The 26,536-nt window shown below is 66.5% G+C and carries 24 protein-coding genes and 1 pseudogene; 13 read left to right on the forward strand and 12 right to left on the reverse strand.

Annotated features, from left to right (window positions below; all coding sequences use genetic code 11):
• From AC1DZY_RS12975 to AC1DZY_RS13000, 6 genes and pseudogenes are all read right to left on the reverse strand, one after another.
• Nucleotides 1-447: pseudogene (locus tag AC1DZY_RS12975) on the reverse strand (hypothetical protein); the annotation flags it as partial.
• 124 nt (nucleotides 448-571) lie between these two features.
• A complete protein-coding gene (locus AC1DZY_RS12980) occupies nucleotides 572-1,471 on the reverse strand; it encodes a polysaccharide deacetylase family protein (protein ID WP_476820533.1) in 900 nt (299 codons plus the stop codon).
• An 11-nt stretch (nucleotides 1,472-1,482) separates the two neighbouring features.
• Entirely contained in the window at nucleotides 1,483-3,183 is a 1,701-nt protein-coding gene (locus AC1DZY_RS12985) for a dipeptide ABC transporter ATP-binding protein (protein WP_476820534.1), read from the reverse strand.
• A gap of 148 nt (nucleotides 3,184-3,331) precedes the next feature.
• Complete coding sequence (locus AC1DZY_RS12990; protein WP_476820535.1) at nucleotides 3,332-4,210, reverse strand: ABC transporter permease; 879 nt, start codon at nucleotides 4,208-4,210, stop codon at nucleotides 3,332-3,334.
• Nucleotides 4,210-5,181 carry an ABC transporter permease gene (locus AC1DZY_RS12995; protein WP_476820536.1) on the reverse strand — a complete coding sequence of 324 codons (972 nt, stop codon included), beginning with the start codon at nucleotides 5,179-5,181 and terminating at the stop codon, nucleotides 4,210-4,212. The genes AC1DZY_RS12990 and AC1DZY_RS12995 overlap by 1 nt, the downstream gene beginning before the upstream one ends.
• A gap of 22 nt (nucleotides 5,182-5,203) precedes the next feature.
• Nucleotides 5,204-5,905 (reverse strand): creatininase family protein, encoded by a 702-nt coding sequence (locus AC1DZY_RS13000; RefSeq protein WP_476820537.1) that lies wholly within the window; start codon nucleotides 5,903-5,905, stop codon nucleotides 5,204-5,206.
• 182 nt (nucleotides 5,906-6,087) lie between these two features.
• Here AC1DZY_RS13000 and AC1DZY_RS13005 point away from each other — a divergent pair, with 182 nt between their 5' ends.
• The 5 genes from AC1DZY_RS13005 to AC1DZY_RS13025 all read left to right on the forward strand — a co-directional run bounded on the left by AC1DZY_RS13005 (nucleotide 6,088) and on the right by AC1DZY_RS13025 (nucleotide 11,126).
• On the forward strand, nucleotides 6,088-6,639 hold the full coding sequence (locus AC1DZY_RS13005) for a MarR family winged helix-turn-helix transcriptional regulator (protein ID WP_476820538.1): 552 nt from the start codon (nucleotides 6,088-6,090) through the stop codon (nucleotides 6,637-6,639).
• Nucleotides 6,636-8,228 (forward strand): ABC transporter substrate-binding protein, encoded by a 1,593-nt coding sequence (locus AC1DZY_RS13010; protein WP_476820539.1) that lies wholly within the window; start codon nucleotides 6,636-6,638, stop codon nucleotides 8,226-8,228. The genes AC1DZY_RS13005 and AC1DZY_RS13010 overlap by 4 nt, the downstream gene beginning before the upstream one ends.
• Before the next feature lie 182 nt (nucleotides 8,229-8,410).
• Nucleotides 8,411-9,358 carry an isoaspartyl peptidase/L-asparaginase family protein gene (locus AC1DZY_RS13015; protein WP_476820540.1) on the forward strand — a complete coding sequence of 316 codons (948 nt, stop codon included), beginning with the start codon at nucleotides 8,411-8,413 and terminating at the stop codon, nucleotides 9,356-9,358.
• Complete coding sequence (locus tag AC1DZY_RS13020; protein ID WP_476820541.1) at nucleotides 9,355-10,398, forward strand: ketopantoate reductase family protein; 1,044 nt, start codon at nucleotides 9,355-9,357, stop codon at nucleotides 10,396-10,398. Before AC1DZY_RS13015 ends, AC1DZY_RS13020 begins: the two co-directional genes overlap by 4 nt.
• Nucleotides 10,371-11,126, forward strand: a complete 756-nt coding sequence (locus tag AC1DZY_RS13025) for an SDR family NAD(P)-dependent oxidoreductase (RefSeq protein WP_476820542.1) — start codon at nucleotides 10,371-10,373, stop codon at nucleotides 11,124-11,126. Before AC1DZY_RS13020 ends, AC1DZY_RS13025 begins: the two co-directional genes overlap by 28 nt.
• Before the next feature lie 83 nt (nucleotides 11,127-11,209).
• Here the strand turns inward: AC1DZY_RS13025 and AC1DZY_RS13030 are convergent, their stop codons facing one another.
• Nucleotides 11,210-11,677: an Lrp/AsnC family transcriptional regulator gene (locus tag AC1DZY_RS13030; RefSeq protein ID WP_476820543.1), complete on the reverse strand. Its 468-nt coding sequence runs from the start codon at nucleotides 11,675-11,677 to the stop codon at nucleotides 11,210-11,212.
• A 162-nt stretch (nucleotides 11,678-11,839) separates the two neighbouring features.
• On the opposite strand from AC1DZY_RS13030, the gene AC1DZY_RS13035 reads away from it, so the two are divergent.
• From AC1DZY_RS13035 to AC1DZY_RS13045, 3 genes are all read left to right on the forward strand, one after another.
• Entirely contained in the window at nucleotides 11,840-12,865 is a 1,026-nt protein-coding gene (locus tag AC1DZY_RS13035) for an ABC transporter substrate-binding protein (RefSeq protein ID WP_476820544.1), read from the forward strand.
• Nucleotides 12,866-13,035: 170 nt separating this feature from the next.
• On the forward strand, nucleotides 13,036-13,788 hold the full coding sequence (locus AC1DZY_RS13040) for an ABC transporter permease (RefSeq protein WP_476820763.1): 753 nt from the start codon (nucleotides 13,036-13,038) through the stop codon (nucleotides 13,786-13,788).
• Nucleotides 13,776-14,555 carry an ABC transporter ATP-binding protein gene (locus tag AC1DZY_RS13045; protein WP_476820545.1) on the forward strand — a complete coding sequence of 260 codons (780 nt, stop codon included), beginning with the start codon at nucleotides 13,776-13,778 and terminating at the stop codon, nucleotides 14,553-14,555. The genes AC1DZY_RS13040 and AC1DZY_RS13045 overlap by 13 nt, the downstream gene beginning before the upstream one ends.
• Before the next feature lie 145 nt (nucleotides 14,556-14,700).
• Here AC1DZY_RS13045 and AC1DZY_RS13050 read toward each other — a convergent pair whose 3' ends face one another.
• A complete protein-coding gene (locus AC1DZY_RS13050; protein ID WP_476820546.1) occupies nucleotides 14,701-15,552 on the reverse strand; it encodes an SDR family NAD(P)-dependent oxidoreductase in 852 nt (283 codons plus the stop codon).
• A 197-nt stretch (nucleotides 15,553-15,749) separates the two neighbouring features.
• Here AC1DZY_RS13050 and AC1DZY_RS13055 point away from each other — a divergent pair, with 197 nt between their 5' ends.
• Complete coding sequence (locus AC1DZY_RS13055; protein ID WP_476820547.1) at nucleotides 15,750-17,921, forward strand: protein-disulfide reductase DsbD family protein; 2,172 nt, start codon at nucleotides 15,750-15,752, stop codon at nucleotides 17,919-17,921.
• Nucleotides 17,922-17,952: 31 nt separating this feature from the next.
• Entirely contained in the window at nucleotides 17,953-18,594 is a 642-nt protein-coding gene (locus AC1DZY_RS13060; RefSeq protein WP_476820548.1) for a thioredoxin family protein, read from the forward strand.
• A gap of 93 nt (nucleotides 18,595-18,687) precedes the next feature.
• Here AC1DZY_RS13060 and AC1DZY_RS13065 read toward each other — a convergent pair whose 3' ends face one another.
• The 4 genes from AC1DZY_RS13065 to ugpB all read right to left on the reverse strand — a co-directional run bounded on the left by AC1DZY_RS13065 (nucleotide 18,688) and on the right by ugpB (nucleotide 23,131).
• Nucleotides 18,688-19,767 (reverse strand): sn-glycerol-3-phosphate import ATP-binding protein UgpC, encoded by a 1,080-nt coding sequence (locus tag AC1DZY_RS13065; RefSeq protein WP_476820549.1) that lies wholly within the window; start codon nucleotides 19,765-19,767, stop codon nucleotides 18,688-18,690.
• A gap of 7 nt (nucleotides 19,768-19,774) precedes the next feature.
• Nucleotides 19,775-20,623 carry a sn-glycerol-3-phosphate ABC transporter permease UgpE gene (ugpE, locus tag AC1DZY_RS13070; protein WP_476820550.1) on the reverse strand — a complete coding sequence of 283 codons (849 nt, stop codon included), beginning with the start codon at nucleotides 20,621-20,623 and terminating at the stop codon, nucleotides 19,775-19,777.
• Between the two features lie 163 nt (nucleotides 20,624-20,786).
• Complete coding sequence (gene ugpA / locus AC1DZY_RS13075) at nucleotides 20,787-21,668, reverse strand: sn-glycerol-3-phosphate ABC transporter permease UgpA (RefSeq protein WP_476820551.1); 882 nt, start codon at nucleotides 21,666-21,668, stop codon at nucleotides 20,787-20,789.
• Between the two features lie 140 nt (nucleotides 21,669-21,808).
• On the reverse strand, nucleotides 21,809-23,131 hold the full coding sequence (gene ugpB, locus AC1DZY_RS13080; protein WP_476820552.1) for a sn-glycerol-3-phosphate ABC transporter substrate-binding protein UgpB: 1,323 nt from the start codon (nucleotides 23,129-23,131) through the stop codon (nucleotides 21,809-21,811).
• A gap of 225 nt (nucleotides 23,132-23,356) precedes the next feature.
• Here ugpB and AC1DZY_RS13085 point away from each other — a divergent pair, with 225 nt between their 5' ends.
• Genes AC1DZY_RS13085 through AC1DZY_RS13095 form a run of 3 tightly spaced genes read left to right on the forward strand, consistent with a single transcriptional unit; the run spans nucleotide 23,357 to nucleotide 26,492 of the window.
• Entirely contained in the window at nucleotides 23,357-24,532 is a 1,176-nt protein-coding gene (locus tag AC1DZY_RS13085; RefSeq protein ID WP_476820553.1) for a fumarylacetoacetate hydrolase family protein, read from the forward strand.
• On the forward strand, nucleotides 24,529-25,467 hold the full coding sequence (locus AC1DZY_RS13090) for a carbohydrate kinase family protein (protein WP_476820554.1): 939 nt from the start codon (nucleotides 24,529-24,531) through the stop codon (nucleotides 25,465-25,467). Before AC1DZY_RS13085 ends, AC1DZY_RS13090 begins: the two co-directional genes overlap by 4 nt.
• Nucleotides 25,464-26,492: a proline racemase family protein gene (locus AC1DZY_RS13095; protein ID WP_476820555.1), complete on the forward strand. Its 1,029-nt coding sequence runs from the start codon at nucleotides 25,464-25,466 to the stop codon at nucleotides 26,490-26,492. The genes AC1DZY_RS13090 and AC1DZY_RS13095 overlap by 4 nt, the downstream gene beginning before the upstream one ends.
• The last annotated feature ends 44 nt before the right edge of the window (nucleotides 26,493-26,536 follow it).

The raw sequence follows: 26,536 nt of genomic DNA on the forward strand, positions 1-26,536 counted from the left end.
GGTCGGAGCCGGCGCAGGGCGCGCGGTCGGAGCCGGCGCAGGGCGCGCGGCTGGCGGCTCGGCGCGGGGCGCGGGGGCAGGCGGGACGGTGCGGAGTTCAGGCGCTGGTCCTGCCGGCGGGCGCGGCGCGGCGGGAGGCGCCGCGTTTGGCACGGCGGGCGGGGCAGGACGTTGCACGGCCGGCGGTTGTCCCGGGGGCTGTCCCGGCGCAGGGCGGCCGGCAGGCGGACGCTCGGTACCCGGCGCTCTCTGCTCGCCGGGCGCACGCGGCGCGCCAGGGGGGCGCGGTCGTCCCGGCCGCGCCGGATCATCCTCGCCCGCCGCCGGCGGCTGGGCCTGCGCCATCTGCGGATGGGCCCGGAGGGCGGGCGCGGCGAAGCCGCCCTGCGCCAGCGAGATCGCCGGCAGCATGGTTCCGATCAGGAGCCAGTTCTTGATGCGGGTCATGATGTCCGTTTCCGTTTCAGCGACGGACATCAGCGTCTTTTGGCGCTGAACCCCCGATGAAGCGAAAACGGCCGAAATCGGGCACGGTTCCGCTGCCCTGGCACTGACGGGACTGCGCTGACCTCTACAAGCCGCCTTCCACCTTCACATAGGCCGCGATTTCGGCATGCGTCGCGAACCAGACGTCGCCCTTGGCCTTGGCGTGACGGATCACCTCCTCGAGAATCCAGAGCCGCGAACGATAGGTGATGATGTGGGGATGCATCGTCAGCAGGAACAAGCCGCCATCGCGGTAGGCGCCGTCGAATTCGCGCCGGAAGATGTCGAGAACCGTCTCCGGCGCGGTGTAGGGCCGCAAGGCCTGGAAGCGGTTCATGTTGAAATAGACCGCATCGTCCCTGATCCACTCGACCGGCAATTCGACCATGCCGGTCGCTTCGCCCTTGTCGATCAGCTCATAGGGGTCGTCGTCGGCGAAGAGCGACGAATCGTAGATCAGGCCGAGTTCGCGCTCGATCGCCAGCGTCACCTCGGAAAAGTCCCAGGACGGCGTGCGCATGCCCACGGGCCGGACGCCGGTGACCTTCTCCAGCGTGTCGGCCGAGCGCAGATGCAACTCGCGCTCATCGGCGGGCGGGACAGCCGTGTTGACCTCGTGGATCCAGCCATGCAGGCCGATCTCGTGGCCCTCGGCGATGACGCGGCGCTGCTCGTCCGGGTAGAGCAGGGCAGTCACTGCCGGCACGAAGAAGCTCGCCTTGATGTCCTCGCGCTTCATCAGTTCGAGGATGCGCGGCATGCCGACACGGTTGCCGTATTGGCCCCATGACAGCCGGCCGACCGATTTGCCGCCGTCGCGCAATTCATTGGTCTCGTGATCGACGTCGAAGGAGAGCGCCACCGCGCAGCGCGCTCCGCCCGGCCAGATCTTCGGCTTGAGGTTGCGCCCGGCGCGAACGAGATCGACCTTGGCGCGCCAGGTCTCTTCGGGCCACTGCCAGGGGAGGAGTTCGGGTTGGGTCATGACGGTCTCCTTCAGGCGGCCGGCAGCACCGGCACCGCAGCCAGCAGGCGTTTGGTATAGTCGTGCTGCGGATTGTCGTAGACTTCGGCCGCGCCGCCCTCCTCGACGATCACGCCGCGATACATGATCGCGACGCGGTCGCAGAGATGGCGGACCACGGCGAGGTCGTGCGAGATGAACAGCAGGGTTAAGCCCAGTTCGGCGCGCAGCCGCATCAGCAGGTTGATGATCTGCGCCTGGATCGAGACGTCGAGCGAGGCCACCGGCTCGTCGCAGATCACGACCTCCGGCTGCATGGCCAGCGCACGCGCGATCGCGACGCGCTGGCGCTGTCCCCCCGAGAACTGGTGCGGATAGCGCGAGGCGAGCGCCGGATCGAGACCGACCGCCTCGAGCCAGCGCGCGACATAAGCTCCCGCCTGCGCACGCGTCACCAGCCCATGCGCCAGCGGCCCTTCCGCGACGCTGTCGCCGATGCGCTGGCGCGGATCGAGCGAGGCGAACGGGTCCTGGAAGATGGTCTGGACATGGGTGGTGAGCTTTCGCTCCGGCTTGCCCGCGCTCATCACGGCCGCGCCGTCGAGCCGAACGGAGCCGGCGCTCGGCGCGTAGATGCCCGCAGCCATCCGCCCGAGCGTCGATTTGCCCGAGCCGGACTCGCCAACGAGCCCGAGCGCCTCGCCGCGCATCAGCGTCAGGCTGACGCCTGCGACGGCCAGAACCACCGGCGGCGCTTTGGCGAGGCCGAGCTTCTGCCCGACGAGCCGCAGCATGCCCGGCGTCTCGCTGAAGCGCTTCTCCAACCGGTCGAGCACGAGATGCGGCGTGCCGGCGGCCGACCGCATTTGCGATGGATCGAGCGCCTTTCGCGGCGGCGGGGCGGCGTCGATATTGTCGCTGCGGCCCAGCGGCTGGCCGGGCGTCCCGCGCGAGGGCAATGCGTCGAGCAGGGCCTGCGTGTAGGCGTGTTTCGGGCGCGTCAGCACCTCCAGCATCGGCCCGGCCTCGACGATCACGCCCTTGCGCATCACCGCGACCTTGCCGGCGATCGAGGACACCGTGGCGAGATCGTGGCTGATCCAGATCAGCGCGGTGCCGAGTTCCGCCACGATCTCGCGCATCTCGGCGAGGATCTCGGCCTGGATAGAGACATCGAGCGCCGTCGTCGGCTCGTCGCAGATGATCAGCTTGGGCCGGTGCAGCAGGGCGATCGCGATCGCGACGCGCTGGCGCATGCCGCCGGAAAACTGATGCGGGTAAAAGTCGATCTTGTCGGCCGCGCCCTGGATGCGGACCTGTTCGAGCGCGGCGATGCTGCGCCGGCGCGCCTCGTCCCGCGAAACCTTCTCATGGGCCGCCAGCGCCAGCCCGATCTGCTCGCCGATGGTCAGGACCGGGTTCAGCGTCATCAACGGGTCCTGGAAGACCATCGAGATCGCCTTGCCGCGGATCGCCCGCAACTCGGGCTCCGACAGGCCGACGAGTTCGCGCCCCTCCAGCTTGATCGAGCCGGAGACGACGCGGCCGGGCGGATCGACCAGCCCGATCAGCGAGAAGCCGGTGATGCTCTTGCCCGAGCCGGATTCGCCGACGAGGCCCATCACCTCGCCGCGCGCCAGCGAGAAGGAGACGCCGTCGACCGCCTTCACCACGCCGGCGCGGGTGAAGAAATGCGTGGCGAGGTTTTCGACCGCGAGGAGGGGGGCGGTCATGACGATTTGCCTCCACCGTCATGCTCGCCCTTGTGGCGAGCATCCACGTCTTGATCGGAGAGCGCGGCGAGGGAAGACGTGGATGGTCGGCGCAAGGCCGACCATGACGGATAGGGATGGCCACGCCTCATCGCTTCAGCCTCGGCGCTCATCGCTTCAGCCTCGGATTGACCTGATCCCTGATCTGGTCGCCGACGAGGTTGATCGCAACGATCAGCACGATCAGCGCGATGCCGGGATAGATCGAGATCCAGTAGCGCCCCGAGAGCATGTACTGGAAGCCGTTGGCGATCAGCGCGCCGAGCGAGGGCTCGGTCACCGGCAGGCCGACGCCGAGGAACGAGAGCGTGGCCTCCAGTGCGATCGCATTGGCGACCTGTACGGTCGCGACCACGATCAGCGGCGGCAGGCAGTTCGGCAGGATATGGCGCCAGACCACGCTCAGGCCCGGCAGCGGCGTCGACAGCGCGGCCTCGACATAGTCCTTGCCGCGCTCGGCGGAGGCCGCGCCATGGGCCGTGCGGGCAAAATAGGCGTATTGGGCCGCGACCAGCGCCGTGATCAGCTGCGCCTTGCCCTGCCCGAGCAGCGCCGACAGCACGAGCGCGAGCAGGATCGCGGGGAAGGCGAGCTGGAGATCGATCACCCTCATGATGAAGGCCTCCCGCTTGCCGCCGACATAGGCCGCGCCAAGACCCAGCGTCACGCCGATGACGAAGGCGACGCCACCCGCGATCAGGCCCATCTGCAGGGAGATGCGCAGGCCGTAGAGGATCGCCGAGAACAGGTCGCGCCCCTGCGCATCCGTGCCGAGGATATGGGTATAGCCGCTCCCCCCTACATATCCCGGCGGGCGGCGCGCATCCATCAGGACGAGATTGGCGAGATCGTAGGGGTTTTGAGGCGCGATCAGCGGCGCGAGCAGCGCGACGCCGATCATCACGACGACGACGACGAGTGCGACGAGCGCGACTTTGCTCTCGCGGAACTCGGCCCAGAACAGGGCGACGGGCGATGCTCCGGCCATCAGGCCCGCGCCTTGCGCAGGCGCGGATCGAGCGCGAAATAGGTCAGGTCGACGACGAAGTTGATCATGATGAAGACGAAGGCGACGAGCATTAGGTAGGCGACCATCACGGGACGGTCGAGCGAGGTGATCGAATCGATGATCAGCTTGCCGATGCCGGGCCAGGAGAAGATCGTCTCGGTGACGACGGCGAAGGCGAGCGTCGAGGCGAATTCGAGCCCGAACACGGTCACGATCGGGATCGCGATCAGCCGCAGCACATGCCGGCGCAGCACAGTCCATTCGGAGAGTCCGGCCGCGCGCGCGAACTTCACCGTATCCGTCAGCATGACCTCGCGCGTGCCCGCCCGCGCCAGCCGCGTCATCAGGGCAAGCTTGAAGAAGGCGAGGTTGAGCGCCGGCAGCAGCAGATGGGAGAGCCCATTCAGCGTGAGGAAGCTCCATTGCACGCCAAACAACGAGGCCGTGTCGCCGCGCCCGCCGGCCGGCAGCCATTGCAGCTCGACCGCGAAGGTCAGGATCAGCACGAGGCCGATCCAGAAGGTCGGCACCGAGAAGCCCAGGATCGAGACCGCCATGATGATCTGGGCGGGGAGGCCGTCGGGCCGGTAGCCGGCATAGATGCCGGCGGGAACGCCAATCAGCGCGGCGCCGCAGACCGCGAGCAGCGTCAGCTCCAGCGTGGCTGGCAGCCGCGACAGGATGAGGTCGAGCACCGAGCTGCCGAAGACGAAGGAGCGCCCGAAATCGCCATGCAGCACGCGGCCGAGAAAGGTGAAATATTGCTCCCAGAGCGGCCGGTCGAGGCCGTAGCGGGCGATCGTCTCGAGCCTGATCTGCTGGGTGACGTCGGGGCCGATCAGCACGTCGATCGGGTTGCCGATGGCGTAGACGCCGATGAAGACCAGCGCCGACATGACCAGCATGACGGCAAGCGCCTGCACCACGCGTTCGAGGATGTGACCTAGCATGGGATCGCGCGGAGAAGGTGGTTCAAGGCCAGTCCTCCGCCATGACCGCCCGGGTCTCCTCGACGCCGACCTGCCAGAGGCTGAGCATCTCGTTGTCGGAGCGCTCGTAGCGGCCCAGGAAATTGCCGTCGCCCAGGATCTCGCGCTTCTTTGCGGGATTGGCTGCCTGATAAAGCGCCGTATTGAAGGGCGGCTTCGAGGCATCGGGCATCGTCACGCCTTCCAGCCGCGTCCACGGGAAATTCTCCATCCAGGAGGCGTGAGAGGCCGCCGGGTCGACCGCCTTCACCGCGCTCTGGAAGCGCGGTCCGGCCCACCAATTGTGCAGCTTGACGCTAGCGTCGCTGCGCGCGTCCATCCATTCCGTGCAGAAGGTCATCACCGGCGAATTGCCGCCATGGCCGTTGACCAGCACGATGCGGCGGAAGCCTGAGCGGTAGAACCCTTCGAGCATGTCCTCCATCACTGCAATATACGTGCTCATGCGCAGGGAGATGGTGCCGGGATAGGCGGCAAAGCCGGGCGTCATGCCATAGGCGAGCACGGGAAACACGGGCAGGCCAAGCGGATCGGCGGCGTCGTTGGCGACTTTCTCGGCCAGGATCGCATCGGTCGCGAGGCTGAGATAGGCGTGCTGCTCGACGCAGCCGAGCGGCAGCACGCAACGGTCGTCGCGCTTGGCCTGCGCCTCGACCTGCATCCAGTTCATCCCAGCGACACGCACGGCCTGATCCTTGCTAAACTGACGACGCCCGAAATCGCAGCGCGGCCAGTGACATAAATCCCGAACCCTATCGGGCGGGCGACGCCGACAAAAAGACTGGCAAAATGCTGGCGCTGCGCCATCCTTGACTCTCGCCTTCCACGGCGTCAAGTTCCATCTGGAACTAAATAAGGGAGCTGACCATGCGCCGCGCTCCGACCGCCCTTTCACGCCTCGACCATGAGCGCGAGGCCGCGCTGCGCGATCTCGATCCGCTGACCATCACCAAGCTGTGGGACAATCCCTGCTGGCTCTCGTTCCGGCTGAATTTCGTGTCCTTTCGCTTCAACGATCCGGTCTATCGCTGGATCGAGACGCGTTACGGTCTGGTCCGGCCCGAATTCGTCGCGCTCTACGCAGTCGGTCTCAAGGAGGGCGTCGCGGCCAAGAACATCGTCTCGTCCTCGGGCCTGCCCAAGAACACGCTCTCGCGCGCCATCCAGAAACTGCTGCAGCGCCGCCTTCTCAAGCGCGAGACCGACCGCGACGACCTGCGCAGCTTCGTGCTGCGCCTGACCACCGCCGGCCGCGCCATCTTCGAGGAAACGATGCCGCTGATGGTGCGGCAGCAGACCGCGATGCTGGCCGGCCTGACCGACGCCGAGCAGCGCCAGCTCTGCGAACTGATGGACAAGCTCGTCATTTCCTCACCCACCTGGCCAAACGATCTCGAACAAGAGGGGACTTCACCATGATCGCTGCCCGTACGCTTCGCCTTGCCGCCTTCGCCGCCCTGCTGGCAGCCTCGGTTTCCACAGCCGCGCTCGCCCAGAACCTGACCATCGGCGTTCGTGCCGGCCCCGATTCGATCGATCCGCACTTCACCGCGACCGGCACCCATGCCGAGGCGCTGAAGCACGTCTTCGACACGCTGACCTGGTCTGGCGACAAGCTCCAGATCGAGCCCCGCCTCGCCACGAGCTGGAAGGCGATCGCGCCCGACGTCTGGGAGTTCAAGCTCCGTTCGGGCGTGAAATTCCATGACGGCTCTGACTTCACGGCTGAAGACGTCAAGTTCTCGATCGAGCGTATTCCGGTCGTCGCCGGCCCCAACCCGACGACGATCTATGTCCGCCGCGTCAAGGAGGTGAAGATCGTCGATCCGCTCACCATCCACATCGTCACCGACGGCCCGGCCCCCAACCTGCCCAACGACTTCATCCGGCTCTTCATCGTCTCGGCCAAGGCCGCTGCCGGCCTGACCAAGGAGACCGCCAACGAGGCCTTCAACTCCGGCAAGGCCGCTATCGGCACCGGGCCCTATAAATACGTCTCCTGGACGCCCAAGGACCAGATGGTCATGGACCGTTTCGACGGCTACTGGGGCGAAAAGGAGCCTTGGGCGCACGTCACCCGCAAGGAACTGCCCAATGACGCCGCCCGCGTCGCGCAGCTCAAGGCCGGCCAGGTCGACATCATCGTGCGCGCGCCGTCCTCGGACGTCGCCACGCTGAAGAAGGACCCCAAGCTCTCGGTCGCCACGATCGACACGGTCTATGTCTTCAACATGGAGCTCGACCTGCGGGACAAGTCCCCGCAGATCTCGGCCAAGGACGGCTCGCCTTTGGCGAAGAACCCGCTGCAGGACGCCAAGGTGCGCGAGGCGATCGATCTCGCCATCGACCGCCCGGCGCTGGTCGAGATCGCGATGGAAGGCCTCGGCGCAGCCGTGAACCAGCTCGTCACCCCCAACATCGCCGGCTACAACAAGAGCCTGCCGCCGCTGAAGCCCGACCTCGCCAAGGCCAAGAAGCTGATGGAGGAGGCCGGCTACGCCAACGGCTTCAAGGTCACCTTCTCCTTCACCAATGACCGCCTGCCCGGCGACCGTCAGGTCGGCACCTCGATCGCCCAGATGCTCGCCCGCATCGGCATCGACGTGAACGCCAGCGCCCAGCCCGGCGCGGTCTTCTTCCCGGCCCGCACCCGCGCCGAATATTCGCTGGCGATGTCGGGCTGGGGCACGCTGACCGGCGAGGCCAACTACACGCTGTCCTCGGTGGTGCACTCCAACGACCCGGCCAAGAAGCTCGGCGCCTTCAACGTGCTCGGCTACAAGAACGAGGCGATCGACAAGTTGATCGAGGACGCTTCGATCGAGCTCGACGAGGCCAAGCGCAACGACCTGCTCTCGCAGGCCAACGCCATCGTCGCCAAGGACCGGCCGCGCCTGCCGATCGTCGCCGTCGGCTCCGCCTGGGCGATGCAGAAGGACAAGGTCACGATCGCGCCCCGCGTCGATGAGGACACGCTGGCGATGGACATCAAGCCCGCGAAGAAGTGAGGCGCTGCGTTATCCTTCTCCCCTTGGGGGAGAAGGTGGCATGGCGAAGCCATGACGGATGAGGGCCCGGCCGACACGCAACCGGCAAGGCCCTCGTCAAGACCACCCGTCCCTCATCCGACCCGGCTTCGCCGGGCCACCTTCTTCCCCGAGGGGAGAAGGAAGACTGCTCCGAGGTTCCCATGACCATCGCTCTCGCCATCCATGGCGGCTGCGGCACGTTGCCCAAAGCCGAGATGACCGACGCCGAATGGGCGGAGGCCAAGACCCATCTCGCAGACGCCCTGCGCGCCGGCTGGGCCATTCTGACAGCGGGCGGCAGCGCGGTGGAGGCCGTAGAGGCCGCCGTTCGCGTCATGGAGGATTCGGTCCATTTCAATGCCGGCCATGGCGCGGCCTTCAACGCCGATGGCGAGCATGAGCTCGACGCCTCGATCATGGATGGCGCGACGCTGGCAGCCGGCGCGCTTGCAGGCGTCAAGCGCACCCGCCACCCCGTCAGCGCGGCGCGCAGCCTGCTGCGTCGGGGCGACCCGCTGATGCTGATCGGCGATGCCGGCGACCGCTTCGCCGCCGAGGAGGGCCATGAGATGGTCGAGAACGAGTTCTTCTCGACCGAGCGCCGGCGCAAGAACCTGTCCTCGATGAAGATTCGCGAACTGGTCGGCTCGGTCTCGGAGGCCAGCGAGGCGGAAAAACACGGCACGGTCGGCGCCGTCGCCTGCGACGTACAGGGTCATCTGGCGGCGGCGACCTCGACTGGCGGCTACACCAACAAGCCGGTTGGCCGGGTCGGCGATTCGCCGATCATCGGGGCCGGCACCTATGCGCGTGACGGCCGCTGCGCCGTCTCTGGCACCGGCAAGGGCGAGTATTTCATCCGCCACTGCGTCGGCCACGAGATCGCATCGCTGATCGCCTACAAGGGCCTGAGCCTGAAGGACGCCAGCGACACGGTGCTGGCCGAACTGACCGCGCACAAGATCGGCGCAGGCCTCGTCGCGGTCGGCGCGAATGGCGAGATCGTTGCGCCCTATAATTCCGAGGGCATGTATCGCGGCTGGGTGACGCCCGACGGGACGATCCATGTCGCGACCCATTCCGAGGTCGAAACGGCGGGGCAGGCATGAGCACGCGCGAACCCATCCTGATTTGGGGTGCGGGCGCCATCGGCGGCACGCTCGGGGCCTATTGGGCGCGCGCCGGCGTTCCCGTGCTGCTGGTCGATATCGTGCCGGAGCATGTCGAGGCCTGCCGGACCATCGGCCTCCAGATCACCGGCCCGATCGAACAGTTCCGGCAGGTCATCCCGGCCGTGACGCCGGCCGAATTGACGGGAACCTACAGCCGCATCGTGCTGGCGGTGAAGGCCGGCGCGACCGAGGCCGCGATTGCGGCGCTGAAACCTCACCTCGCCGAGGACGGTTTCGTGCTTTCCGCCCAGAATGGCCTGAACGAAATCGCCATCGCCAGGGTCGTAGGCGAGGCCCGCACCATGGGCTGCTTCGTCAATTTCGGTGCGGACTGGCACGGGCCGGGCGACATCCTCTACGGCAATCGCGGCGCGGTCGTCGTCGGCGAGATCGACGGCGCGATGACGCCGCGCGTCCGCGACATGTTCGATCTGCTGAAACTCTTCGACGATGAATCGATCCTGACCGACAACATCTGGGGCTATCTCTGGGGCAAGCTCGCCTATGGCGCGATGCTGTTCGGCACGGCGCTCACGGACGATTCGATGTCGGCCAATTTCGCCGATCCGCAGCGTCTGCCGGTCTGGCTCGCGCTCGGCCGCGAGGTTGGGGCCGTTGCGGCGGCGCGGGGCGTCAAGAGCCTCGGCTTCGGCAATTTCGACCCATTGGTGTTTGCGCCAGGCGCTCCCGAAGGCCCGCAGATCGAAACGATCGCATGGCTGACCGACTACACCGCGACATCCGCGAAAACCCATTCCGGCATCTGGCGCGATCTCGCCGTGCGCAAGCGTAAGACCGAGGTCGATCCGCAGATCGGCATCATCGCGACGCTGGGCCGTGAGGCCGGCGTGCCGACGCCCGCGCTGGAAACCCTCGTTTCGCTCATCCACGAGATAGAGGACGGCAAGCGCCCGCTCTCCTTCGACACGCTGAAAGTGCTTCTCGACACATGCAGATCCGCTTCGACGACCGTGTAGCCCTCGTCACCGGCGCGGCCCAGGGCATCGGCCGGGCGATCGCGACCGCGCTTCGCGATGCCGGCGCGACCGTCCATCTCGCCGATATCGACGCAGCCGGCGTCGCGGCGACGGCGAACGCGATCGGGGCTGTGCCCCATGCCGTCGATCTCGGCTCGCCCGAAGCCGCGCAGGCGCTGGTCTCCGAGATCGTGGCGTCAAGCGGCCGGCTCGACCTGCTGGTTCATGCCGCCGGCGGCGTGCGCGGCCAGATCGGCCGGCCAATCGAGGCGATCCCCGAGGCGGACTGGCGCGTCATCTTCGCCGCCAATGTCGACGCCGCCTTCTTCCTGGCGCAGGCTGCCGCGCCGGTGATGAAAAGCGCCGGCTATGGCCGCATCGTCACGATCTCGTCGGGCGCGGGCTTGCGCCCGAGCCTGACCGGCATCCAAGCCTATGCCTCGGCCAAGCATGCGCTGGTCGGGCTGACGAAGCAGCTTGCGTGGGAGTTCGGGCCGCACGGCATCACCGTGAACTCCGTCGCGCCGGGCTTCGTCCGCTCCAACCCCGCGACCGAGCGGCAATGGGAGAGCTACGGCTCCGAGGGCCAGAAGCGGCTGGTCGAGGGCATCCACACCCGCAGGCTCGGCACGCCCGCCGACATCGCGACGGCGAGCCTCTTCTTCCTCAGCGAGCAGGCCGGCTGGATCACCGGGCAGGTGCTCTCGGTGGATGGCGGGCGGTCGTAACCGAGTCTGCGAGGTGACCCTCCGCCGTCATCCCGGATCTCCGCTTCGCTACGTCCGGGATGAGGGCGGAGGGTGAAAATACCCTAAACCCGCGCCAGTTCCGGCACCCTGTAAGCCGTCGTCGACTTGATCCGCTCCATGGCGAAGCGCGAGGTCACGTTCTTCAGCGGGATCGTCTCGATCAGCTTCTTGTAGAAGCCGTCATAGGCCGACATGTCGGCGACGACGACGCGCAGCATGTAATCGACATCCCCCGCCATCCGGTAGAACTCCATCACCTCCGGCATCGACGAGACCATCTGCGCGAACTTCTCCAGCCAGGGGCCGGAATGGTCTGCGGTCTCGATCTGCACGAAGACGGTGAGGCCGAGCCCGATCTTCTCGGGCGCGACCAGCGCGACGCGCTTGAGGATCACGCCCGACTGTTCGAGCTTCTGGATTCGCTTCCAGCACGGCGTCTGCGACAGGCCCACCTTGTCCGCCAGTTCGGCGATCGAGATGTTGGCGTCGCCCTGCAGCACCGTCAGGATTTTCCGGTCGATCGCGTCCATTCCAAAGAATCCGTCAGAAAGAGAAGATTGATATCGCAAAATCCGCCAAGAAAAGAAAATTTATCTTTTTGGCGGCGATGACTTGTTTTCAGATAGAAAATCCTTTTCTCAAACAGTCAAGAGGGCGCGTTTCCACGCCGCCATAGGCTAAGGATTTGATCGATGAATCGCCGCCATTTCCTGCTCGCAGGCTCATCGCTTCTGGCCGCCGCCCCGCTCGGAGCGGCGCGCGCGCAGGCCCCGGTCGCAGCCCGCATCGGCTACATCCCGATCATCGGCACGGCTCCGGTCTTCGTCGCCAACGGCGAAGGCTGGCTCAAGGAAGCAGGCATCGCGCCGACTTTCACGGTGTTTGAATCCGGCCCCAACATGATCGCGGCCTTCGCCTCCGGCACGATCGATTTCTACGTCGCGGGCATCGCTCCGCTGGCGGTGGCGCGCTCGCGCGGCGTCGATGTCCGCGTCGTCGCCGCGACCGCGATCGCCGAGAACGTTTTCGTCGCAGCCCCCGCTCTGGCGAAGTTCTTCACGCCCGGCACGGCAGCGGCCGCCGCCTTCAAGGCCCACAGGGCCGCGACCGGAAAGCCCGCGCGGCTGGCCACGCAGCCGGCCGGCTCGGTGCCCAACACCGTCCTGCAATATTGGCTCTGGGAGGTCGCCAAGGCCGATAAAGGCGATGTCGAGATCGTGCCGATGGGCATCGACGCGACCCAGCAGGCGGTGCTTGCGGGCGCGGTCGAGGGCGGCATCGTGCGCGAGCCGGCGCTGACCATCGTCCAGACCCGCAATCCCGGCATCAAATTGATCGCTGGCGGGCAGGAGCTTTTCCCCGGCCAACCCGGCACGGTCGTCGCAACCTCCGGCTCTTTCGTCACCAAGAACCCGGACGCCGTGCAGAAGCTGGTCAACAGCCTGGTGCGTGCCGCCGACCTGATCGCGAAGAACCCCGACAAGGCCGCGCCGCATGTCGCCGCCGCGCTCGGCAAGGGCATCGTCGATCCCGAACTGATCCGCAAGGCGCTGGTCTCGCCGGCCTCGACCTTCGAGATCGACCCGCGCAAGATCATCGAGCCGTCGCGGGCCATGCAGGCCTACCAGGTCAAGCTCGGCTCGCTCGAGAAGGAACTGCCCTTCGACGGCCTGTTCGAGACGCAGTATTACGAGCGCGCGATCAAGATCGGTGGCTGATATTCGTTTCTGGTGCTCGGAACCCACCGTCATTCCAGACAAGCCGCGTAGCGGCGCTGATCCGGAATCCATCGCAAGGCGCTGTCGGAACTCCATGATGGATTCCGGGCCTCCGCTTCGCTGCGCCCGGAATGACGGCGGTTTGATTTTGAGGCCATAGAGGTTTGACCTTGCATTCCCTCCGGGCTCCGGCCCTCGCCTTTGCCGGCCTCGTTGCATTCCTGCTGCTGTGGGAGGCGATTCCGTTTTTCGGCATCGTCAATCCCGCCTTCCTGCCCGGCCCGAGCGTGTTGCCGAAGGCGTTCTGGCGCGAGGTGACGTCGGGCGCATGGGGAGGAGCTATTCTCGGCTCGCTCGGGCATTACTTCGCCGGCCTGATCCTCGGCTCGGTGCTCGGCGCAGGCCTTGGCGTCCTCGTCGGTATGTCGCGCGTTGCGGAAGAAGCGAGCGCCTGGGTGGTGCGGGTGCTCCGGCCGATTCCCGGCCTCGCCTGGGTGCCGTTCGCCATCATCTGGTTCGGGGTGAACCCTTCGGCTGCTGTCTTCATCATCGCCATCGGCGTGTTCTGGATCGTCTTCTTTGCGGCTCAAGGGGCCATTCGCGGTGTCGATCGCGACCTGATCGAGGTCGCCGAMGCCTTCGGCTTCCGCTCGCCCTGGCAGAGGCTGACAAAAATTCTGCTGCCGGCGGCTATGCCCGGCATTCTCGTGGGCGTGCGGACGGCGCTGGGGCAGGCCTGGATGGCGGTGGTAGCGGCCGAAATCTTCGGCGTCGCCGGCGTCGGCCAGCGCATGATGCAGGCGTCCAGTCTGCTCGCGACCGATATCGTGGTGGTCTACATGCTGACCATGGCCGGGCTTTACGGCTTCCTCGATACGCTGTTCGTCGCCTTCCAGAAATGGGTGCTGCGATGGAAAGCGTGATCGAGAAGGATGTGATTGAGATTCGGGGCCTGTCGCTGACCTTCAGCCGCGACGGCGAACAGACCGAAGTCCTGCGCAAGCTCGACCTTTCGGTTGCGCGAGGAGAGTTCCTGGCGATCGTCGGCCCGTCGGGCGTCGGCAAATCGACCTTGCTGCGCGTGATAGCAGGGCTGGCGCAGCCGAGCGCTGGAGAGGTCGTGATCAACGCGGCCGATGCTTCGAAACGGCCAGTCGCTTTGGTCTTCCAGGATTCGCGCCTGTTGCCCTGGCGCAAGGTCGTCTCGAATGTCGGCTTTGGGCTGGAGGGCAGGGTCTCGCGCGCCGAGCGGCTGGCCAAGGCGCAGGATATGCTCGAACTGGTCGGGCTCGCCCCGCAGGCGCAGCGCTGGCCGCATCAGCTTTCGGGCGGGCAGCGCCAGCGCGTCTCGCTGGCGCGTGCGCTCGCGGTCGATCCCGAGATCCTGCTGATGGACGAGCCGTTCTCGGCGCTCGACGCGCTGACGCGGGAAAACCTGCAGGACGAACTGATCCGGGTCTGGCAGCGCACGGGCAAGACCGTGCTCTTCGTCACCCATGACATCGATGAAGCCGCCTATCTCGCCGACCGGGTCGTGGTGCTGTCGGGCGCGCCCGGCCAGATCATCGCCGAGCACCGCATCAGGGAGCCGCGCCCGCGCAAGCGCGGTGGAGCGGCCGAGGCCGAGATCGTGCGGGCTGTCAGGCTGGGCTTGGGCGCGGATACGGTGGCGGACGGTGCGGCGATCTGACGTCTGCTGATTTCGCACGGAAACGCCACGTCATCCCGGGCTCGCCCCGGGATCCATCATAGAGCGCCGCCGTGCCCTAGGATGGATCCCGGATCGGCGCGGCTTACGCCGCTTGTCCGGGATGACGGGTAGGGTGTAACGACGCTCACCGCCCGTCAACGAACGCCTTGAACGCCTCGCCATAGCCCTCATGCCAGCGCGACAGCGGCGGACGGTTCTCGATGATGTCGCCCATCGCCCAGGCCATGCGCTTCTCGTCGAGCGCGCGGGTCGTGTCGTTGTCGGGGCAGAGGATGTAGAAATCGCCGCGCTTCAGGCTCTCCAGCATGAAATCGACCGTCTGCTCCGGCGTCCAGGCACCGGCGGGCTTCTCAGGTCGGCCCTTGGCCGTCAGCGGAGTGTAGACGAAGCCAGGGATCAGGAGATGAGCCGAAACCTTGCAGCCTTCCGTGCCGCGCAACTCGTGCTGCAGGGCTTCGGTGAAGGCTTTCACGGCGGCCTTCGAAACGTTGTAGGCCGGGTCGCCCGGCGGCGTGGTGATGCCTTGCTTGGAGCCGGTGTTGACGATCAGGCCGGGTTCGCCCGAGGCGATCATGCTCGGCGCGAAAATCTGGCTGCCATTGACGACGCCGCCGAGATTGACCGCGAGGATGCGCTCCCAGGCCTCGTGAGGGCCGAACATCTGGCTACCCGGCTGCATGCCGGCATTGTTCATCAACACATGCACTGCGCCGAACCGGGCGAGCACCTGATCATGCAGCGCGCGGACATCCTCGACCTTGCCGACATCGGTGTGCACGCAGAGCACATTGTCGTCGCCGACGAGCGTCGCCAGCACCTGGCCCGCGGCCTTCAGCCCCTCCGCATCGCTGTCTGCGATCGCGATCTTCATGCCTGTCCCGGCAAAGGCGCGCGCGGCGGCAAAGCCTATGCCGGAAGCCGCGCCGGTGACGACGGCGACATGGGACGGGGCAAAAGCGGCTGGCAAGGTCGTCATGATGGCGTCTCGCGATTCGAAAATCCAAAGGATCGGCACATAAGATCGAGCGACGCGGCGACATCATGGCGCTGCCCGGGCTTTGCCTGTCTGCCCGAATAGGGCCGTCATTGCCGGGCATCACCGGCTTGTCATTGGCGTTTCCCGGTGAAATCGGGCAAATAGACTGCGAAATTGATGGGATGATGACGGACAGCATGGCTCCGACCTTCCGCCACGGTCTCGTGGCAAGCGCACTGATGGGGCTCGTGCTGCTTGTGCCGGGCCTCGGTCACGCCGCGGAATCGACCGCCGTCTCGACCCCGCGCGTCAAGGCGACCCTGCTGTCGAGCCGCGATGCCGTCCAGCCCGGCGAGCGCTTCCAAGTCGCGCTGGTTCAGAGCATCGCCCGGGGCTGGCACACCTATTGGCAAAATCCCGGCGATTCCGGCGAAGCGACCCGCATCGACTGGACCCTCCCGGCGGGCATGTCGGCCGGCGAGATCCAGTGGCCGGCGCCAAAGGCCATCCGCGTCGAGCCGCTGGTCAATTTCGGCTATGAGGGCACGCTCGTGCTGCCGGTCGAGATCACCGTGCCGGCGGGCGCCAAACCCGGCGACATCGTCGATCTCAGGGCGAATGCGACCTGGCTGGTCTGCGAGAAGATCTGCATTCCCGAGGAGGGCAGCTTCACGCTGCAACTGCCGGTCGCTCCGGCGGCGATCGTCGACGAAGCCGCTCAGGCGCGCATCGATCAGGCGCGCGCGACGCTGCCGCAGCCAGCCGGTTTCAGGGGCAAGCTGACAGGCGAGGGCGACAGCCTTTCGCTGGTGCTGCCTGGCCTCGATACCGCCGCGACCGATATCCGTTTCTTCCCGCTCTCGGACACGCTGATCGAGCATGCCGCGCCGCAGCCGGCGACCATCGGCACAAGCGGTGCGACGCTGCAACTCACCCGCTCCGGCGCCTTCAAGCTGTCGAGCCCTGAACTCTCCGGCATCCTCACCTTCAGGGAGGGCGGTCTGGCCCGTGCGCTTAGCCTCACGGCCGATGCCGAGCCTGCATTGGTCACGGCTGCGGCAGGCGGCTCCGGAGCGCCCGGACCGGCGGTCGTGCGCCTGCCCGTTCCGGTCGAGGGCGCCGATCTGACGCTCTGGGCCGCGCTTGGTTTCGCCTTCCTCGGCGGGCTGATCCTCAACCTGATGCCCTGCGTGCTGCCGGTGCTGTTCATCAAGGCGCTCGGCTTCGCGCAACTGGCGCGGGCCAGCCGCAGCGAAGTTCGCGAGCAGGGCCTGCTCTTTCTGGCCGGCGTCGTCGCGACTTTCCTGCTGCTCGCCGGCTTCGTCATCGGCTTCGCCGCACTCGGCTCCGGCGTCGGCTGGGGCTTCCAGCTGCAATCGCCGCCGCTGGTCATCGCGCTGGCCGTCGTGATGTCGCTGATCGGCTTCAATCTGCTCGGCGCCTTCGAGGTCGGGACCTCGGTCGCGGGCGTCGGCAGCGATATCGCCAGCCGGGGCGGGCGCATCGGCGCGTTCATGACCGGCGCGCTTGCGGTCGTCGTCGCCACGCCCTGCACCGCGCCGTTCATGGGGGCTGCGGTCGGCTATGCGCTCACGCAGCCGCCCGGCCTCGGGCTGGCGGTGTTCATGGCGCTGGCGCTGGGCTTCGCCTTGCCGGTGGTCGCGCTCTCCTTCGCGCCCGGCCTATTGCGCCTGCTGCCGAAGCCCGGCCGCTGGATGGTCATCCTGAAGCAGGCGTTCGCCTTCCCGATGTTCGCCACCGCGATCTGGCTGGTCTGGGTCGCCTCGGTGCAGGCCGGCCCGATTGGCGTGCTTGCGGCGCTGGTCGCGGTTCTGGCGGCGGGTTTCATCGTCTGGCTCACTGGCGTTTCGCGCGGGGCCGGGCGCGGCCGGCTTGTCGCCTCAGTGCTGGCCGTCGTCGTCGCGCTCGGCGCGGGCTGGTTCGTCGTCCAGAGCGCCGTGCCGACAGCCGGTACGGAAGCGCGAGCCGGCGATATGCAGGCCTGGACACCCGAACGCGTGGCCGCGCTGCAGGCGGAAGGCCGCCCGGTCTTCGTCAACTTCACCGCCGCCTGGTGCATCACCTGTCTCGCCAATGAGCGCGTCGCGCTCTCGCGTCAGGAGGTCAAGGACGCCTTCGCCGATCTGAAGGTCGTCTATCTCAAGGCCGACTGGACCAACCGCAACTCGATGATCGCGCAGGCGTTGGCCGAGCAGGGCCGGGCAGGCGTGCCGCTTTACCTGTTCTTTCCGGCGGTCAAGAATGGGCAGGCCGAGATCCTGCCGCAGATCCTTACGCCCGACACCCTGATCACGGCTGCTGCCCGCGCAGCAGGCCGGACTGTGAAGACCGCCGACAATCGCCCCTGACGTTCAAACCCAAGACGAAGGAGACGACATCGTGAAAGCCAGCCTGACCCGACAGACTTTCATTGCCGGCCTTACCCTCGCCGGTCTCTCGTTTGCCGCCGGCGCTGCCTTCGCCCAGGGCGCAGCCAGGGTCGGCCAGCCCGCGCCGGCCTTCCAGGCCGTGGATGCCGACGGCAAGATGCGCAGCCTCTCCGAATTCGCGGGCAAGACCGTGATCCTGGAATGGACCAATGCCGACTGCCCCTATGTCCGCAAGCACTACAACAGCGCCACCATGCAGACGCTGCAGAAGGACATGGCCAGGGAAGGCATCGTCTGGCTTTCGGTGATCTCCTCGCCCGTCGGCGAGCAGGGCCATGTCGAGGGCACGCAGGCCAACGAACTCAGCGTCAAGCGCGACGCCGCGCCGGCCGCCGTGCTGCTCGACCCCAACAGCAAGGTCGCCCGCGCCTATGGCGCGACCACCACGCCGCACATGTACATCGTCAATCCCAAGGGCACGCTCGCCTATATGGGTGCGATCGACGACAAACCGTCCTCGAATCCAGCGAGCCTCTCGGGTGCGAAAAGCTACGTCCGGCAGGCGGTGGCCGAGCTCAAGGCCGGCAAGCCGGTCTCCGAGGCGAGCACCAAGTCCTATGGCTGCGCGGTGAAATACGCTCCGGTCAGCTGAGGCTTGACCACGAGGCGTCATGCTCGGGCTTGCCCCGAGCATCTTCTGCAGGAGGTTCTCGGGTCTGCGCTGCGCTGCGCCCGAGAATGACGGCTAGCCCCGCCCCAGCCTCGCCCCAGTCGCCGTGTCGAAGACATGGACCTTGTCGGGGTCGACCGTGATCCAGATCCGGCCGGCCTGCGCCACCAGCGTGTCGGTCGCCGCCTGCATCACGAAGGGCAGGCCGGAGAGCTGCCCGTGGAAGAGCTGCGTCGCGCCGAGTTCCTCGATGAACTCGACATCGAAGGGCAATGATCCGGCCGCGCCCTCCGAGGCGATCTCGACATCCTCGGGCCTCAGGCCCACCTCGACGGCCGATCCTGCCGGCAGATCCTCGCGCAGGTCGCGCGCCTCCAGGATCGCCTCGCCCAGCGCGACGATGCCCGGCCCGTCGATTGTGCCGGGGAGGATGTTCATCGGCGGCGAACCGATGAAGGTCGCGACGAACTTGCTTGCCGGCTTCTTGTAGACATCCGCCGGCAGGCCGATCTGCTCGACCATGCCGCCATTCATCACCACGAGCTTGTCGGACAGCGTCATCGCCTCGACCTGGTCGTGCGTGACGTAGATCGCGGTGACGCCGAGCGCGCGCTGCAGCTTCTTGATCTCGACGCGCATCTGCACGCGCAGCTTGGCGTCGAGATTGGAGAGCGGCTCGTCGAACAGGAAGACCTGTGGCTTGCGCACGATGGCGCGGCCCATGGCGACGCGCTGGCGCTGGCCGCCCGAAAGCTGCTTGGGCCGGCGCTCCAGCAGCGCCTCGATGGCGAGGATGCGCGCGGCTTCCTTCACCCGCTTGTCGATCTTGTCCTTGGGCGTGCCGAGATTGCGCAGGCCATAGGCCATGTTGTCGTAGACGCTCATATGCGGGTAGAGCGCGTAGTTCTGGAACACCATGGCGATGTCGCGGTCGGCCGGCTCGATCTGGTTGACGACGCGGTTGCCGATCGAGACCTCGCCCGACGAGATCGTCTCCAGCCCGGCGACCATGCGCAGAAGCGTGGACTTGCCGCAGCCCGACGGGCCGACGAGCACGCAGAAGCCACCGTCGGGAATGTCGAACGACACGCCCTTCACGGCCTCGACGCCGCCGAAATAGACCTTCTTGACGTTGTTGAGCGTGACCTGGGCCATTGACGGGCTACTTCTCGGTTTCGACCAGGCCCTTCACGAAGAGCCTTTGCATGAGGATGACGACGAGGACGGGCGGCAGCATCGCGAGCATGGCGGTGGCCATGGCGAGCTGCCATTCGGTCAGGGCGTCGGAGGTGACGATCATCTTCTTGATGCCGATGACGATGGTCTGCATCGAGTCCTTGGTCGTCACCAGCAGCGGCCAGAGATACTGGTTCCAGCCATAGATGAACTGGATCACGAACAGGGCCGCGATCGTCGTCATCGAGAGCGGGACGACCGTGTCCTTGAAGAAGCGGAACGGCCCGGCATTGTCGATCTTGGAGGCTTCGAGCAGTTCGTCGGGGATCGTCATGAAGAACTGCCTGAACAGCAGCGTGCCGGTCGCCGACGCAATCAGCGGCACGGCCAGCCCCTGATAGGTGTCGAGCATGGAGAGGTCGGAGACGACCTTGAAGGTCGGGAAGATGCGCACCTCGACCGGCAGCATCAGCGTCAGGAAGATGATCCAGAACGCCGCCATCCGGAACGGGAAGCGGTAATAGACGATGGCGTAGGCCGAGAGCACGGAGATGAAGATTTTCCCGAGCGCAATCGCCATCGCCATGATGAAGGAGTTCAGCATCATCCCGGCGACGGGCTCGCGCGTCGTGCCCGAGGTGCCGACGAACAGGATACGGTTGTAGTTCTCGAGGAAATACGGGCCGGGCCAGAGCGGCAGCTGGCCGTTGACGATGGTCGCCGCGTCCCAGGTCGAGGCGACGAAGGTCAGCCAGACCGGGAAGGCGACGATCCCGACGCCGATCGACAGGATGATGTAGGCGATGATGTCGCCCAGGCGGCGGTCCTCGACCATTACGACATGACTCCAGCGACCGCGTTCCCGCCAACCACTCCGCCGTCATCCCGGGCTTGACCCGGGATCCATCGTAAGGCTCGACGGCGCTCCATGATGGATCCCGGATCTCCGCTTCGCCGCGTCCGGGATGACGGCGGCGTGTCGGCCAGGCGCGGATCCATCAATAGCTCACCTTGCGCTCGATGAAGCGGAACTGCACCGCCGTCATCGCGATCACCATCACCAGCAGCACGACCGACTGCGCCGCCGAGCCGCCGAGGTCCGAGCCGCCCTTGCCGTCGGAATAGACCTTGTAGACCAGCGTCTCGGTCGCGCCCGAAGGTCCGCCGCCCGAGATCGTGTCGATGATGCCGAAGGTGTCGAAGAAGACGTAGACGAGGTTGACGACGAGCAGGAAGAAGGTCGTCGGCGAGAGCAGCGGGAAGACGATGGTCCAAAACCGGCGCCAGGGTCGCGCGCCGTCGATCACGGCCGCCTCGATCACGCTCTTGGGGATGGATTGCAGGCCGGCGAGGAAGAACAGGAAATTGTAGCTGATCTGCTTCCAGGTCGCGGCCATGATCACGAGCAGCATCGCGTCGTTGCCGTTCAGCCGCGGGTTCCAGTTGATGCCGAGCCGCGCAAGGCCGCGCGCCAGCATGCCAAGCGACGGATCGAACATGAAGATCCAGAGCACGCCGGCGACGGCCGGCGCGACCGCATAGGGCCAGATCAGCAGGGTCTTGTAGATTTCCGCGCCCCTGATCTGCCGGTCGGCCATCACGGCGAAGAGCAGCGCGATCGAGAGCGAGAGCACGCAGACGCAGGACGAGAAGATCGCGGTGTTGATCAGCGCCTTGTAGTATCCCGGCTGCGAGAACAGCGCGGTGTAGTTCTCGAACCAGACGAATTCGGTCGAGGTGCCAAATGCGTCCTGCAGCAGAAAGCTCTGCCAGACCGCCTGGCTCGCCGGCCAGTAGAAGAACACGACCGTGATCGCCAGCTGCGGCAGCAGCAGCAGGAAAGGGATCGTCAGGCCGCTGAAATAGGCGTTCTTCTGCATCGTGAGTTCCGGCCGGGGCCGTCATTCCGGGCGACCGAAGGGAGACCCGGAATCCATCGTAAAGCGTGACGGTGCTCTATGATAGATTCCGGGTCTCCGCTTCGCTGCGCCCGGAATGACGCAGTGTTTCGATCGACGACTCAGCGCGCCGCCGTCCGCTCGAACTGGCGAAGCATCTGGTTGCCGCGTTCCACGGCGGCGTCCAGGGCAGCTTTCGGCGTCTTCTGTCCGTTCAGCGCCGCCTCCAGCTCCTCCGACCAGATGTCGCGGATTTGCACGAGGCTGCCGAAACGAAGCCCGCGCGAATTCTCGGTCGGCTCCTTGTTGTTGAGCTCCAGGAGCGGGGTCTCGAGATAGGGCTTGTCCTTGTAGAAGCCCGACGCCTTGACCTTCTCATAGGCTGCCTTGGTGATCGGCAGATAACCCGACTCGGTGTGCAGCTTCACCTGCCGGTCGACATCGGAGAGGAAGGTGAAGAACTTCGCCACGCCCTTGTATTCGGCAGCCGACTTGCCGCCCATCACCCACAGCGAAGCGCCACCGATGATCGAGTTCTGCGGAGCGCCGGCGGCTTCGGGATAATATGGCATCGCGGCATTGGCCCAGTCGAACTTGGCGTTGGCCTTGACGTTGCCGAAGAAGCCCGACGAGGTCAGCATGATCGGGCACTCGCCCGAGGTGAAGCGGCCCTCGCCATTGTTGTTGCGGCCGGAATAATCGTAGGTCTTGTCCTTCTGCAGCTCGACCAGATTGGTCCAGTGCTTGAGGAAGAGCGGGCTGTTGAAGTTCAGTACGGTGTCGAAGCCGTCGAGCCCGTTGGCCTTGGTCGCGATCGGGATGTTGTGCCAGGCGCCGAACTGCTCGATGTTGGCCCAGGTCGGCCAGGCATTGGCGAAGCCGCACTTGTCCCAGCCGGCGGCCTTCAGCTTCTTGCCGGCCTCGAACACCTCGGGCCAGGTCTTGGGCGGCGCGTCGGGGTTCAGACCCGCCTTCTTGAAGGCGTCCTTGTTGTACCACATCACCATCGACGACGAGTTGAACGGCATCGAGAGCATGTCGCCCTTGGCCGTCGAATAGTAGCCGGTGATGGCGGGCAGATAGGCTTTCGGGTCGAATGCTTCGCCGGCTTCCTTCATCAGTTCGAAGACGGGCTTCACTGCGCCCTTGGCCGACATCATCGTGCCGGTGCCGACCTCGAAGACCTGCAGGATGTGCGGAGAGGTGCCGGCGCGGAAGGCGGCGATGCCGGCATTCAGCGTATCGGGATAGGAGCCCTTATAGGCCGGAACGATCTTGTAGTCCTTCTGCGAGGCGTTGAAGTCCTCGGCGAGCTTCACCACCACATCGTTGTTGGCGCCGGTCAGCGCATGCCACCACTGGATTTCGGTCTGCGCCAGCGCGGGCGCTGCGTTGGTCATCGCGAATGCGGCGACGGACATCAGGATCGTCGATTTCACTGTCATCAGATTTCTCCCTTCCACCCTCGATCGTCATGGCTGATCGTCTCGGGCGGCTCTTCTCGTTGGTGCGCAAGCTAGCATGAAGCGCAGGCGACGTTTCAATGACAAAGTGATGACAGCCATGGCGGACGCCTGCCTGGGGCAAGACATGCGCAGGCCGGGACTTGCGCAATCGGGCGGAAGCGGCTGTTCTCCGCAACCCAGCCTGCCTGCCGATGGATCATCACGATGTCGTTTCAGCTGACGCCCGAAAACACCCTGCCGGCCGATGCCGCAAGCGCGGCGCTCGCTGGCCGCGCCTGGCTTCCCGAGGTCGCCGGGCCGGCGCTCGTCGTGCTGCGCGACGGCGTCCTGATCGACATCACGGGAGCCTTCCCGACGATGCGCGATCTCTGCGAGTCTGCCGATCCTGCCGCTGCACTGAAAGGGGCGGAGGGCAGGGCGATCGGCACGCTCGCCGCAATTCTCGCCAACACGCCTGTGGACAGCCGTGACACGACGAAGCCCTGGCTGCTCTCGCCGCTCGACCTCCAGGCGGTCAAGGCAGCCGGCGTCACCTTCGCGGTCTCGATGCTGGAGCGCGTCATCGAGGAGAAGGCGCGCGGCAACCCGGCAGCCGCCGTCGCCATCCGCGCCGAGATCGGCAAGCTGATCGGCGACGATCTCTCCAAGCTCCGGCCCGGCTCGTCGGAGGCGATGCATCTCAAGGAGGTCCTGATCAAGCAGGGCGCCTGGAGCCAGTATCTCGAAGTCGGCATCGGGCCCGACGCCGAGATCTTCACCAAGGCTCCGCCGATGTCCTCGGTCGGCACCGGCTTCGATGCCGGCCTGCATCCGGCCTCGACCTGGAACAACCCCGAACCCGAGATCGTGCTGATCGTCACCTCGACCGGCAAGATCATCGGCGCGACGCTCGGCAACGACGTCAACCTGCGCGATGTCGAGGGCCGCTCGGCGCTGCTGCTCGGCAAGGCCAAGGACAACAATGCTGCGGCAGCCGTTGGCCCGTTCATCCGCCTGTTCGATTCAGGCTTCTCGCTCGACCATGTCCGCAAGACGACGGTGACGCTGACTGTGGTCGGCGAGGACGGCTTCAGGCTCGAAGGCTCGTCCTCGATCGCCAAAATCAGTCGCGATCCCGCCGATCTGGTGAAGCAGATGATCGGCCCGCATCACCAGTATCCCGACGGTGCGGCGCTCTATCTCGGCACCATGTTCGCGCCGATCAAGGATCGCGACACGGTCGGTGGCGGCTTCACCCATAAATACGGCGACATCGTCACCATCGCGGCGCCGGAGCTTGGAGCCCTGACCAACCGCATGCGCCGCACCGATGATTGCGAGCCCTGGAGCTTTGGAGCCTCGCATCTGATGCGCAGCCTGGCCCGGCGCGGGCTGCTGTGACGGCAGGCTCGATCCTCGTCGTCGGCGAGGCGATCGGCGATTTCATCCCGCGCGATGCCGACGGGCGCGCCTATGAGGTCGTCCTCGGCGGCTCCGGCTTCAATGTCGCGCTGGCGCTGGCCCGTTTCGACGCATCGGTGTCTTATGCCGCGGCGCTCTCGACCGATGCGCTCGGCCGCCGCTTCCGTGCCGCCATCGCGGCCGAGGGCATCGACGCCAGCATGATCGGCGACAGCGCCAGTCCCAGCGCGATCGCGGTCGTTGCGCCGCTCGGCCCCGAGGGCGTGCCCGAGTTCGGGCTCTATCTCGACAGCACCGCCCATGCCGAGCCGACGGGCACGCCGCGCATATGCCCGGCCGGCACACTGCACGTCCATGCCGCCTCCTTCGGCGCGACCCACGGCCCGTCGGGCGAGGCGACGCTGGCGCTGATCGAAAGCGCAAGGGCGCAGGGCGCGAGCGTCAGCTACGACGTCAACATCCGCCCCTCCGCTCTGCCGCCGAGGGCCGAGGCGCTTCTGCTGATCGAGCAGCGCGTCGCGCGCGCCGATCTGGTCAAGGCGAGTCTCGACGATCTCATCTGGATGTATCCCGGCGAGGAACCCGAAATCATCGTCCGGCACTGGCGGCGGCTCGGCGCCGGATATGTCCTGTTGACGCGTGGCCCGCATGGCGCGACCGCGTATGGCCCGGCGGAAGCAGCGCAGGCGACGCCGCTCCCGGTGGCGATCAGCGACACGGTCGGGGCTGGCGATACCTTCATCGGCGGCATGCTTGCGGTCCTCGCCGCGCGCGGTCGCCTGGGGCCGGGCCTTCCGGGCCTGACGCATGCCGAGCTGCAAGCCGCCCTGCGCTTCGCCTGCGCGGTTGCGGCCGACACCTGCACGCGGCCGGGCTGCGACCCGCCGCGCCGTTCCGCGCGAGAGGCGACATGACAAGGCTGAGCTATCTCGACTACCACACCTGCGGCGAGCCGGTCCGCATCGTCACCAGGGGCTATCCCGAACTGACGGGTGCGACCATCCTCGACAAGCGCCGGCAGGCCCGCGAGCACCACGACCATCTGCGCCGTGCGATGATGCTGGAGCCGCGCGGCCATGCCGGCATGTATGGCGTCATCCCGGTCAAGGCGAGCCACCCCGACGCGGCCTTCGGCGTGCTGTTCATGCACAACGAAGGCTACTCGACCATGTGCGGCCACGCGACCATCGCGCTTGGCCGCTACGCGATCGAGCATGGCCTCGTGCCCGCCGTCGAGCCGGTGACGCGTTTTGCGATCGAGGCGCCCTGCGGCCTGGTGCGGCTATCCTGCGAGGTTTCGGAAGGCAGGGTGGGCAAGGTCACCTTCGAGAGCGTACCGGCCTTCGTCCATGCCCATGACCGCAAGGTCGCCGTGCCGGGCTTTGGAATGATCGTCACCGACATCGCCTATGGCGGCGCGTTCTACTGCATCCTGCCGGCCTCCCGTTTCGGGCTAGACCTGATGACGACGCCGGTGACGGAGATCGTCGAGGCGGCGGCTGCGCTCACCGATGCGGTGCGGGCGGGCCCCGCCATCGTCCACCCGACCGAGCCCGATCTCGGCTTTCTCTACGGCACGATCGTCACCGACGAGGCCGGACCGACCGAGACGAGCTTCAACCTCTGCGTCTTCGCCGAGCGCCAGATCGACCGGTCGCCGACGGGCTCGGGCGTGACCGCGCGCATGGCGCTGGACGTGGCGAAGAAGCGCATTCCACACCGCCAGGAGCGGTTGTTTCGCAGCATCACCGGCGGCGCGTTTTCCGGCCGCGTCCTCGGTCATGCCGACTATCCTGCGCCCGGCGCGGTCACCGTCGCTGTCGGCGGAACCAGCTATTTCGCAGGCGAGGGCGTCTTCACCATCGAGGCCGACGACCCGCTCGGCTGGGGTTTCGTCCTGCCGTCGCGCTTTGCCGATATCGCGGAAGGTTCCGGGTAAGGTTTTTCTGACAGGGTTGCCGCCGCGCAGAGGGCAGGGCGGCA

The sequence above is a fragment of the Allobosea sp. P2_A10 genome, from assembly GCF_056405115.1.

What these genes read in the sequence shown, in the direction of transcription:
- AC1DZY_RS12980 (WP_476820533.1), bottom strand. Translation starts at nt 1,471, where the DNA reads ATGACCCAACCCGAACTCCTCCCCTGGCAGTGGCCCGAAGAGACCTGG.
- AC1DZY_RS12985 (WP_476820534.1), bottom strand. Translation starts at nt 3,183, where the DNA reads ATGACCGCCCCCCTCCTCGCGGTCGAAAACCTCGCCACGCATTTCTTC.
- AC1DZY_RS12990 (WP_476820535.1), bottom strand. Translation starts at nt 4,210, where the DNA reads ATGGCCGGAGCATCGCCCGTCGCCCTGTTCTGGGCCGAGTTCCGCGAG.
- AC1DZY_RS12995 (WP_476820536.1), bottom strand. Translation starts at nt 5,181, where the DNA reads ATGCTAGGTCACATCCTCGAACGCGTGGTGCAGGCGCTTGCCGTCATG.
- AC1DZY_RS13005 (WP_476820538.1), top strand. Translation starts at nt 6,088, where the DNA reads ATGCGCCGCGCTCCGACCGCCCTTTCACGCCTCGACCATGAGCGCGAG.
- AC1DZY_RS13010 (WP_476820539.1), top strand. Translation starts at nt 6,636, where the DNA reads ATGATCGCTGCCCGTACGCTTCGCCTTGCCGCCTTCGCCGCCCTGCTG.
- AC1DZY_RS13015 (WP_476820540.1), top strand. Translation starts at nt 8,411, where the DNA reads ATGACCATCGCTCTCGCCATCCATGGCGGCTGCGGCACGTTGCCCAAA.
- AC1DZY_RS13020 (WP_476820541.1), top strand. Translation starts at nt 9,355, where the DNA reads ATGAGCACGCGCGAACCCATCCTGATTTGGGGTGCGGGCGCCATCGGC.
- AC1DZY_RS13025 (WP_476820542.1), top strand. Translation starts at nt 10,371, where the DNA reads ATGCAGATCCGCTTCGACGACCGTGTAGCCCTCGTCACCGGCGCGGCC.
- AC1DZY_RS13030 (WP_476820543.1), bottom strand. Translation starts at nt 11,677, where the DNA reads ATGGACGCGATCGACCGGAAAATCCTGACGGTGCTGCAGGGCGACGCC.
- AC1DZY_RS13035 (WP_476820544.1), top strand. Translation starts at nt 11,840, where the DNA reads ATGAATCGCCGCCATTTCCTGCTCGCAGGCTCATCGCTTCTGGCCGCC.
- AC1DZY_RS13045 (WP_476820545.1), top strand. Translation starts at nt 13,776, where the DNA reads ATGGAAAGCGTGATCGAGAAGGATGTGATTGAGATTCGGGGCCTGTCG.
- AC1DZY_RS13050 (WP_476820546.1), bottom strand. Translation starts at nt 15,552, where the DNA reads ATGACGACCTTGCCAGCCGCTTTTGCCCCGTCCCATGTCGCCGTCGTC.
- AC1DZY_RS13055 (WP_476820547.1), top strand. Translation starts at nt 15,750, where the DNA reads ATGGCTCCGACCTTCCGCCACGGTCTCGTGGCAAGCGCACTGATGGGG.
- AC1DZY_RS13065 (WP_476820549.1), bottom strand. Translation starts at nt 19,767, where the DNA reads ATGGCCCAGGTCACGCTCAACAACGTCAAGAAGGTCTATTTCGGCGGC.
- ugpE (WP_476820550.1), bottom strand. Translation starts at nt 20,623, where the DNA reads ATGGTCGAGGACCGCCGCCTGGGCGACATCATCGCCTACATCATCCTG.
- ugpA (WP_476820551.1), bottom strand. Translation starts at nt 21,668, where the DNA reads ATGCAGAAGAACGCCTATTTCAGCGGCCTGACGATCCCTTTCCTGCTG.
- ugpB (WP_476820552.1), bottom strand. Translation starts at nt 23,131, where the DNA reads ATGACAGTGAAATCGACGATCCTGATGTCCGTCGCCGCATTCGCGATG.
- AC1DZY_RS13085 (WP_476820553.1), top strand. Translation starts at nt 23,357, where the DNA reads ATGTCGTTTCAGCTGACGCCCGAAAACACCCTGCCGGCCGATGCCGCA.
- AC1DZY_RS13095 (WP_476820555.1), top strand. Translation starts at nt 25,464, where the DNA reads ATGACAAGGCTGAGCTATCTCGACTACCACACCTGCGGCGAGCCGGTC.